The 8,902-nt window shown below is 62.4% G+C and carries 7 protein-coding genes and 2 pseudogenes; 6 read left to right on the forward strand and 3 right to left on the reverse strand.

What is annotated here, in order from left to right; all coding sequences use genetic code 11:
* Together AC3WLP_RS27620 and AC3WLP_RS27625 are read right to left on the reverse strand one after the other, a co-directional pair.
* A pseudogene (locus AC3WLP_RS27620) lies at nt 1-597 on the reverse strand (Ig-like domain-containing protein); the annotation flags it as partial.
* Between the two features lie 32 nt (nt 598-629).
* The gene (locus AC3WLP_RS27625; protein WP_010954268.1) at nt 630-1,958 is read right to left on the reverse strand and encodes a hypothetical protein; all 1,329 of its coding nucleotides are present in this window, start codon (nt 1,956-1,958) and stop codon (nt 630-632) included.
* Nucleotides 1,959-2,226: 268 nt separating this feature from the next.
* Between AC3WLP_RS27625 and AC3WLP_RS27630 the strand changes: the two genes are divergently transcribed.
* The 6 genes from AC3WLP_RS27630 to AC3WLP_RS27655 all read left to right on the forward strand — a co-directional run bounded on the left by AC3WLP_RS27630 (nt 2,227) and on the right by AC3WLP_RS27655 (nt 8,633).
* The gene (locus AC3WLP_RS27630) at nt 2,227-3,138 is read left to right on the forward strand and encodes a LysR family transcriptional regulator (protein WP_014756898.1); all 912 of its coding nucleotides are present in this window, start codon (nt 2,227-2,229) and stop codon (nt 3,136-3,138) included.
* 98 nt (nt 3,139-3,236) lie between these two features.
* Nucleotides 3,237-4,166 carry a hydroxymethylglutaryl-CoA lyase gene (locus AC3WLP_RS27635; RefSeq protein WP_047605215.1) on the forward strand — a complete coding sequence of 310 codons (930 nt, stop codon included), beginning with the start codon at nt 3,237-3,239 and terminating at the stop codon, nt 4,164-4,166.
* A gap of 24 nt (nt 4,167-4,190) precedes the next feature.
* The gene (locus AC3WLP_RS27640) at nt 4,191-5,381 is read left to right on the forward strand and encodes a CaiB/BaiF CoA transferase family protein (RefSeq protein ID WP_088512677.1); all 1,191 of its coding nucleotides are present in this window, start codon (nt 4,191-4,193) and stop codon (nt 5,379-5,381) included.
* A gap of 12 nt (nt 5,382-5,393) precedes the next feature.
* Complete coding sequence (locus AC3WLP_RS27645) at nt 5,394-5,918, forward strand: gamma carbonic anhydrase family protein (RefSeq protein WP_014861744.1); 525 nt, start codon at nt 5,394-5,396, stop codon at nt 5,916-5,918.
* 68 nt (nt 5,919-5,986) lie between these two features.
* Nucleotides 5,987-7,303 (forward strand): MFS transporter, encoded by a 1,317-nt coding sequence (locus AC3WLP_RS27650; RefSeq protein WP_088512676.1) that lies wholly within the window; start codon nt 5,987-5,989, stop codon nt 7,301-7,303.
* A gap of 49 nt (nt 7,304-7,352) precedes the next feature.
* A complete protein-coding gene (locus AC3WLP_RS27655) occupies nt 7,353-8,633 on the forward strand; it encodes an OprD family porin (RefSeq protein WP_019751436.1) in 1,281 nt (426 codons plus the stop codon).
* 12 nt (nt 8,634-8,645) lie between these two features.
* Here AC3WLP_RS27655 and AC3WLP_RS27660 read toward each other — a convergent pair.
* A pseudogene (locus AC3WLP_RS27660) lies at nt 8,646-8,902 on the reverse strand (DUF6708 domain-containing protein); the annotation flags it as partial.

Here is an 8,902-nt window from a genome sequence, read left to right on the forward strand (position 1 = left end):
CCCCAGCGCCCCCTGGAAGTTGCCCGGAGCGCCAATGCCTATGTCCCGAGTGATATTGATCGCGCGACGACCTGCCGTGGTGACGTTGACCGTCTCCACCCCGTAAGGGTGCGTGATGGTGTAGGTACCGGTGCGTGGGACCGAAGCGCGGATACGGATGCGGGCGAAGCTTTGCTGATCACCGTCTACCGGGTTTTCAGCCGCGAAGGCTGCCTCTATACCGGCAACGTAGACCTCCAGTTCATAACCGCTGTTACCTACTTGTGGTATCGAGGTTTCGGCCAGGAACCAGAACATCTCGGGTGGCCAGTTATCTGGAAATACCAGCGGCAGGGCATCGTCATAGATCCCGGGCTCGGGCAACAAGGTGCACATGTAGGCGGGCGCCCCTGGTGCGCCTGGCGCACGGGTGCTGGTGGCACGCGACTGGCACAGCTCCAGGGATTGGTCGAGGCTGTCCTTGTACCACATCGGATAGCCACCCGTGGCGAAGGTGTAGGGCCCCGGGTCGACATCAGACAGCGCGGCAAACGCGGCGCTGGTAACGGTAAGAGAGAAACCGGCGGCCAACAGCGCACGGCGCGACCAAGTGTTCATGCTGCCTCCTTGAAGGCTGAGCCTTTGTCTGTTCATGGCACCAGCACCACGTCTTCGGAGTCGCTACCACCGTTGGCGCTGGTGACCTGCACCTTGGCCGGCGGAATGGGCGAGAGGGTCATGCTCAACGTCTTCACGGCGCCGGTACCGCCCAGGTTGCCGATCAGCGTGCCGTTGCCGGTATGTGCGGTAAGTACTGGAGGTGTTGTTTCGTCACTGGTGCTGGCCACCAGGGTCAGCTCGCCAGTGGACAGGCGGTACTGGGCCTGCGTGATGGTGACCAGGTCGGTCAGGGGAACGTTGCTGGTGGTCAGGCTGCTGGTCGGGATTGCCACGCTGTTGTCAGCGGACAGCGTCACGATGGTTCCGGCCGCCGGGTTGAGGGCTGACTGGGCGTACCAGGCGCCGGTGCCGTTGGCCTCGGTGAGGCTCAGGTTGGGGGTCTGACTGGTCAGGGTGACGCTTGCCGGTGGCGGCGGGGCCAACACGAAGATGTCTTGCTGGGCGATGAGGTCGCCGTTCTCGGTATGGCGTGAGTAAGTGCTGCGTTGTGGCATCAGCGGGGTTGGCAGGGCCACTTCGGAAAGCTTGCCCGAGACAGCGAACAGCTCGGTGCGCAGGTCGATGCCACCAGGGCCTTCGATGCGCACGTAGTTGGTGTTGAATGGGCTGCCCGTTACCCGTTCTTCCAGGTTCGGGTCACCGATGAAGCGCTCGTTGCCTTCGGTGTAGGGGCCGTTGACACTGCGCAGGAACGGCCCGACATCGCCCTTGAGTGCGCCGGTGAAGTCGCCTGCGCCGGCGATGCCGATGTCGCGGGTCATGTTGATCGCCCGGCGCCCTGCAACGGGCACATCGAACACTTCAACACCATAGGGGTGGGTGACCACGTAGGTGCCCGCGGTGGGTACGTCGACCCGGATACGGACCCGGGCGAAGCTGACCTGGTCACCCTCGACAGGTTCTTCGGCAGCGAATGCCGCTTCGATCGCCGTGCCATAGCTGAGGTCGATGCCACGCGCAGCGTCGACGATGGCAGCGTCGGCAGTGAACCAGAACGCTTCGTCAGGGAAGTTGGTGGGGAAGACGATGGGTTGGGTATCGTCGAACACACCAGGTGTGGGCAGTAGCGTGCACATGTATGAGGGTGCACCAGGTGCGCCGGCGACCCGGGAGCTGACGGCCTTGGTCAGGCACAGGTCGAGGGTACGACCGTGGCTGTCCTGGTACCAGGCGGGGAAGCCGCCATTGGCTGGGACGTAAGCGCCTGGATCGACAGCGTTCAAGGCGGCCTGCGCGGGAAGCTGGAGCATGCCGGCGAAAATCGCCACTGCCAGCGGGTGGGGTATCGGTCGGTGCATGAGTCAATTCCTCCTGCAAACGGGCCCATGGACTTGGGGCGTCTGGGAGGAGATCGGCAAGAGCTGTGCCAACACCTGAAAAATGCTTTGCAGGCCTTGTGGTGCAGGGGCTACAGATTCTCAGTAGGGCTTTATGCCAGCCGCTGGCGGTGGGCAGCGTTCCCCCAAGGTTGGGGATTGGGGGCCGGTAATTCAAACCCGGTTTTAGAAGCCAATGCGGTTTTTGCTACAGTGCTACGGCGGTCCCTTCCCCAAGCCGAGCCAAGCGATGCAACCCCTCGACCACCTTTCCCTGAACCTGTTCATCGTCGTCTGCGAAGAAGGCACCATCGCCCGCGCAGGCGAGCGCGCGTTCATGGCGCCGTCCGCCGTCAGCAAACGTATTTCAGACATCGAGGCGCGCTTTGGCACCGCCTTGCTCAAACGTAGCAAGCGCGGCGTGGAGCCCACCCCGGCGGGGCTTGCACTGCTGCGCCATGCCAGGGAAATGACCCGCGCCATGGAACGCCTGGACAGCGAGCTGAGCGAATACGCCCACGGCGCGCGTGGTCATGTGCGGGTGCTGGCCAATGTATCGTCGATCATGGAGTTTTTGCCTGAAGAACTGTCAGCGTTCATGCTGGAATACCCACTCATCCAGGCCGATATCGAAGAGCGCTTCAGCGCCGATGTCGTTCGTGGTGTGGCCGAGGGCACTGCAGACCTCGGCATCTGCCGCAAATCCATGGCGGTGGGTGACTTGGATTTCGTACCGTATCGGCAGGATCACCTGGCCGTGGTCGTTGCTGCTGACCACCCGTTGGCCGGCCGCAGCCAGATTGCCTTCGAGGAAACCCTGGGTTACGACCACCTGGGGCTCTCGGCCTTTGCCACATTGAACGCTTTTATGCGTAAAAGCGCCGAACAGTCAGGCAAGGCGCTGCATTTTCGTTCGTACGTGTCGTCGTTCGACGCGGCATACCGTCTGGTGCAGTTCGGCCTTGGCCTGGCGGTGTTTCCGCAAGAGGCCGTGTCCCGCTATGCGGCGTTGTTCGACCTGCGGGTCATTGCGCTGACTGACGACTGGGCGCTTGGCGAATTCGTCATCTGCATGCGCGACCGGCACACGCTCTCGCTGTCGGCTCGGCGCCTGCTTGACCACCTGTTGCTGCGTGCACCGGCCTGGCAGGTCGCGGGCTGATCCATCGTGGCTGACGATGGATCAGCCCGCGAAACACGTCTTTTCTGCCCGTCATCCAGCTCTTAGTCTGGCGCAACGCTTCAGACAGAGAGACCGCGATGACAACAATAACAATCAATGAAGTCGGCCTGCGCGATGGCTTGCAGAGCCTGCAAGTGATCATGCCGACAGCAGCCAAACGCCGCTGGATCGACGCCGCTTACGGCGCCGGCGTGCGCCATATGGAAGTCGCGTCGTTCGTGTCGGCACGCTTGCTACCGCAGATGGCCGATGCCCGCGAAGTGGTGGCCCACGCCCTCACGTACCCGGACCTGCAAGTAACCGTGCTGGCTCCGAACCTTCGTGGCGCAAGGGACGCACTTGAATCGGGTGCACACCGCATCGTCGCCCCGGTATCGGTGAGCACGGCGCACAGCCTGGCCAACGTGCGCCGCACGCCAGTGGAGATGGTCGAGGAACTGGGGCGCATGTGCCAGCTGCGTACTGAAATGGGCCTGCATGGGGTGCAAGTCGTGGCCGGCATGTCGGTGGCCTTTGGCTGCACCCGCCAGGGCGAGGTGCCGCTGGCTGACCTGTGTGCGTTGACCCGCCAGGTGATCGAAGCCGGTTGCGACCTGGTCTCCCTGGGAGACACCACTGGCTATGCCAATCCGGGCCAGGTGGCAACGGTGCTTCAGGCCGTACGGGAGATTGCAGGCGACCGTCTCAAGGCCGCGCACTTCCATGACACCCGGGGCCTGGCCTTGGCCAACAGCCTGGTGGCGGTGCAGCAGGGCATTGGAGAACTGGATGCCTCCCTGGCGGGCCTGGGAGGGTGCCCGTTCGCCCCTGGCGCGTCTGGTAATACCGTGACCGAAGACCTGGTGTTCATGCTGCAAAGCATGGGCTACGACACCGGCATCGACTTGCCTGCACTGATCGAAACCCGGCAGGTACTAAGCGAAGCGCTACCGGGCGAGCCACTTTACGGCTTCATCGCCCGGGCCGGATTGCCGCTCAACTTCGCCAACACACACCGCCACGCCTGAACTGCCCGTAAGAGGAGCACCACGATGTCCAGACTTCCCTTGGACGGCATCCGTGTCGTAGAGATTTCGCATATGGTCATGGGCCCGACGTGCGGCATGATCCTCGGCGACCTTGGCGCCGAAGTCATCAAGATCGAGCCGGTACGCGGCGACGGCACGCGCCGGTTGCTGGGCGCAGGGGCGGGTTTTTTCCGCACCTTCAACCGCAACAAACAATGCATCGCTGTCGATGTTGAAACGCCCGAGGGCCGTGAGGCGGTGCTGCAACTGATCGACACCGCCGACGTCTTCATCGAGAACTTCAAGCCCGGGCGTATGCAAAAGCTGGGTCTGGGCTACGACGCACTGTGCCAGCGCAATCCAGGGCTGATCTACGCCTCGCACAAGGGGTTCCTCAGCGGGCCATACGATAACCGCCTGGCGCTGGATGAAGTGGTACAGATGATGGCCGGTCTGGCCTACATGACAGGGCCGGTAGGGCGCCCGCTGCGCGCAGGCAGCTCGGTGAACGACATCATGGGTGGCATGTTCGGCGCCATTGGCGTGCTGGCTGCACTCAACGAGCGCCACAGCACCGGCAGGGGCCGTGAGGTGCAAAGTGCCCTGTACGAGAATTGCGTGCTGCTGGCTGCCCAGCATATGCAGCAGTACGTGGTCACCGGTGAAGCCGCAGCGCCGATGCCGAACCGCATCAGTGCCTGGGCCATCTATGACGTGTTCACTTTTGCCGGTGGCGAGCAGATGTTTGTCGCCGCCACAGGGGAAGGCCAGTGGCACGCGTTATGCCGGGTACTGGGGCAGACCGCTTTGCTTGATGACCCAACCCTTGGTAGCAATAACGACCGCGTGTTGCAGCGGCCACGGCTGCTGGCGCACCTGGCCGAGGTGTTTGCGCCGCTGGACGCCGGGCAGTTGGCGGTGCAGCTGGAAGCCAACGGCATTCCTTTCGCGCCGATCCGCCGCCCTGAAGAGCTGTTCGAGGACCCCCACCTGCTACAGAGCGGTGGCATGGCCGAGCTGCAACTGGAAGACGGCAGCCACACACCGATGCCGTTATTGCCGCTGTCACTGGACGGCCAGCGCCTGCAGCCACGGCGGGCGATCGCGCGGATTGGTGAGCACACCCGCCAAGTGATGCGTGAACTGGGTTACAGCGACGCGCACATTGCCCAGCTGTGTGCGGCGGGCGTGCTGAAAACAGACGACGCGGCGTGAGGAGGACTTGAGATGGCGATCTACCAATATGACAACCTTGCGCCCAACCTGCACCCGGAAACGTTCATCGCCGAGGATGCCAGCGTCATCGGCGACGTTACCCTGGAACAAGGCGTCAGTGTATGGCCGCAGGCCGTGCTACGGGGCGACAACGAAGCGATCCGTATCGGCCAGCACAGCAACGTGCAGGAGGGTGCTGTCTTGCATGCCGACCCCGGCTTTGCGTTGACAGTGGGGCAAGGTGTCACCATCGGCCACCAGGCCATGCTGCACGGCTGCACCATCGGCGATGGCGCGCTGATCGGCATTCAGGCAGTGGTGCTCAATGGCGCGGTCATCGGCAACAACTGCCTGGTGGGTGCCGGCGCCATCGTCACCGAAGGCAAGGTGTTTCCCGACAACTCGTTGATTCTGGGCGCACCTGCCAAGGTAGTGCGCGAGCTCACTGCCGATGCCATCGCCAGTATGCAGCGCAATGCGACCGAGTACGTCGCAAAAGGCCAGAGCTTCAAGGAAAAGCTGATCCGTATTCGCTAAAAAAACCTGCTGGTGGCGCCCTTCGAGACGTCGCTGCTCTCCAATAATTACAAGAATGGAGATTCACCATGGTTGCTTTGACCGGCGAACTGGCGCGTGAGCGCAACGACAGTCACATCAATGAGCTACTGCTATACCGCCGTGTGGCCTGGCGCATCATGCCGCTGGCTATCATCTGCTTCCTGTTCTCCTACTTCGACCGCATCAACATCAGTTTTGCGAAGACACAAATGCAGCAGGAACTGGGCCTCAGCGATGCCGCCTACGGCCTGGCCGCGAGCATGTTCTTCGTCGGCTACGTGCTGTTCGAAGTGCCCAGCAGTCTTGGCCTGAAACGCTACGGGGCTCCGGCCTGGATCTGCCGGATCATGGTGTCCTGGGGCCTGGCGACGGCTGCGCTGGTATTTGCCTATACCCAGTACACGCTGTACTTCCTGCGCTTTCTGATCGGCGTCATGGAGGCCGGTTTCGGCCCGGCGATCCTGTTTTATCTGGCATGCTGGTTCCCCCGCAAGCACCTGGCGAAGATGAATGGCCTGTGGTTCCTGGCGGTGCCGCTGGCCGGTGCGGTGGGTGGCCCGGCTGCGGGCTTTTTGCTGGGGACAATGGACGGCGTGCTGGGCCTCGCTGGCTGGCACTGGTTGTTCCTGATGTCCGGGCTGCCGTGTGTGCTGCTGGGCCTGCTGGTGCTATGGAAGCTGGACCGTGATATCGAGGCGGCGAAATGGTTGAGCCGCGAGGAGAAGGACCTGCTGGCGGAGAACCTTGCCCAGGACAAACGCACCGCAAAACCGATACTCGGCTCGATCTGGCGGGTGTTGCTGACACGTGAAGTGGCGATCATGGCGTTTATCTACTACGTGGTCAAAACCGCGTCCTACGGGCTTAATTTCTGGATGCCGCACCTAATCAAGTCCTCGGGGGTGCAAGACATGCTCTGGGTTGGCGTGCTGTCGGCATTGCCCTATGCGGTAGCGTGCATCGGCATGGTGTTGCTGACTCGTCACTCCGACCGCACCGGCGAGCGCAAGCGCTATCTGGTGTACTGCCTGCTGGCGGCCGCCGCCGGTTACCTGCTGGCGTGCCTGTTCTCCGGCTCTCCCTTCGCGATGATGACCGCGCTGGTGCTGGCCACCGCGGGCACCTTTATCGCTATCCCGATCTTCTGGACCATTCCACAGTCGACGTTCTCGGGGCTGGCCATTGCCACCGGCACCGCCGCGATCAACTCGGTGGGACAGCTGAGCGGCATCGTTGCACCAGTGATGGTGGGCAAGATCAATGACCTTACCGACAGCACCTACATGGGCATGCTGTCAATCGCGCCGCTGATCCTGGTCGCATGCCTGGTGGTGATGCGTTGCGTGCGCAACCCCAAAAGCTGATTGGCGCTGAGTCTTCGAACAACAACAAGAATAAGCACAAGGCATACCAATGATCGTGATCTTTCGGCGAGCATCGCTGGTGCTCTCGGCGCTTTACTGCGCCTGTCAAACCGCCCAGGCTGCCTTTATCCATGACGGCAGTGGCAGCCTGGAACTACGCAATTTCTATTTCGACCGCGACTTTCACGGTGACAGCGCCACGCAATCGCGGCGCAGTGAATGGGCCCAAGGCTTCATGCTGCGCTTGCAGTCTGGCTATACCGACGGCGTGGTTGGCTTTGGCCTGGACGCAGCCGGCATGCTGGGGCTCAAGCTGGACTCATCGCCTGACCGTAGCGGTTCCGGCCTGTTGCCGCGAGGCAGCGACAAACGCGCCGCGGATGACTACGCCAAGGCCGTGGCTACCTTCAAGGCCAGGCTGGCACAGAGCGAATTGAAAGCGGGGGGCCTGAGCCCGCAACTGCCATTGCTGGCGTCCAACAGCAGCCGCTTGTTCCCCCAGTGGTTCAACGGTGTGCAACTGGTGAGCAAAGACTTGGACCGGTTTACGTTCACCCTGCTGCAGGTGAATGCCACCAAATTGCGTGACTCCACCGACTATGAGGACCTGACCGCCATGGCGCAGCAAGGGGCCTATTCGGCGACGGCCACCAGTGATCGCCTGCGCTACGCCGGTGTCGATTACCAGCCGTTGAACAACCTGACCCTCAGCCTTCACACCAGTGTGCTCGAAGACCTGTTCCGGCGTGATTTTGCCGGTTTCAAGTTCAAGACCCGCCTCGGGCCGGGGGATGTGTTCACCGAGTGGCGCTGGTTCAATGCAAGGAAGCAGGGCCGGGCGTTGCTGGGCGGAGTCGACAATCAGACCCTCAGTACCAACTTCGGGTACAGCGTTCAGGGCCACACGTTCAGTGGCGGCTATCAGAAAGTGCGCGGGGATACGGCATATGCCTACGTGGGGGGCACCGATACCTACCTGTTCAGCGAACAGCAGGTCAGCACATTTGCCCTGGCCAACGAACGGGCGTGGATGCTGCGCTACGACTTCAATTTTGCTGCTGTAGGCATCCCCGGGCTGACGTTCAACGTGCGTTATGTTAAGGGCAATCAGGTGGACCCGCAGCGCATTGCCAGCGCCAAGGGCAGGACATTGGCGGCTGCCGACGGTGAGGGGCGGGAATGGGAGCGGACTACGGATATCACCTATGTGGTGCAGTCGGGGGCGCTCAGGAATGTGTCGCTGCGTTGGCGCAATGCGAGCATGCGCTCGAATTTTGCCGATGCAGCGGATGAGAACCGGGTGATCGTGGGGTACACGTTCGAATTCTGAATTCAGACACAATCATTCGTTGGGCGCAGCCGGTTTCTCTTGCGCTTTGGATCTGCGCGGTTTGCGTGGCTTTTTCGCCGGCCGCTTACCGGGCTTGAGCTGCCAGCGGTCGGCGTTGGCGAGCAGGCGTGCCTGGATTGCGGGTGGGTAGTCGCCCAGGGTTGTCACGGGTGGGACTGGCTTGCCGGGCAGGCCGGCCTCGCGGATGACCTTCGGCCAGCGCGGTCGCCAGCACAGCAGCAGGCTGAGCCAGTGGCCGGTGCCGATGA

The organism is Pseudomonas sp. FW305-E2 (assembly GCF_058782925.1).

What these genes read in the sequence shown, in the direction of transcription:
- AC3WLP_RS27625 (WP_010954268.1), bottom strand. Translation starts at nt 1,958, where the DNA reads ATGCACCGACCGATACCCCACCCGCTGGCAGTGGCGATTTTCGCCGGC.
- AC3WLP_RS27630 (WP_014756898.1), top strand. Translation starts at nt 2,227, where the DNA reads ATGCAACCCCTCGACCACCTTTCCCTGAACCTGTTCATCGTCGTCTGC.
- AC3WLP_RS27635 (WP_047605215.1), top strand. Translation starts at nt 3,237, where the DNA reads ATGACAACAATAACAATCAATGAAGTCGGCCTGCGCGATGGCTTGCAG.
- AC3WLP_RS27640 (WP_088512677.1), top strand. Translation starts at nt 4,191, where the DNA reads ATGTCCAGACTTCCCTTGGACGGCATCCGTGTCGTAGAGATTTCGCAT.
- AC3WLP_RS27645 (WP_014861744.1), top strand. Translation starts at nt 5,394, where the DNA reads ATGGCGATCTACCAATATGACAACCTTGCGCCCAACCTGCACCCGGAA.
- AC3WLP_RS27650 (WP_088512676.1), top strand. Translation starts at nt 5,987, where the DNA reads ATGGTTGCTTTGACCGGCGAACTGGCGCGTGAGCGCAACGACAGTCAC.
- AC3WLP_RS27655 (WP_019751436.1), top strand. Translation starts at nt 7,353, where the DNA reads ATGATCGTGATCTTTCGGCGAGCATCGCTGGTGCTCTCGGCGCTTTAC.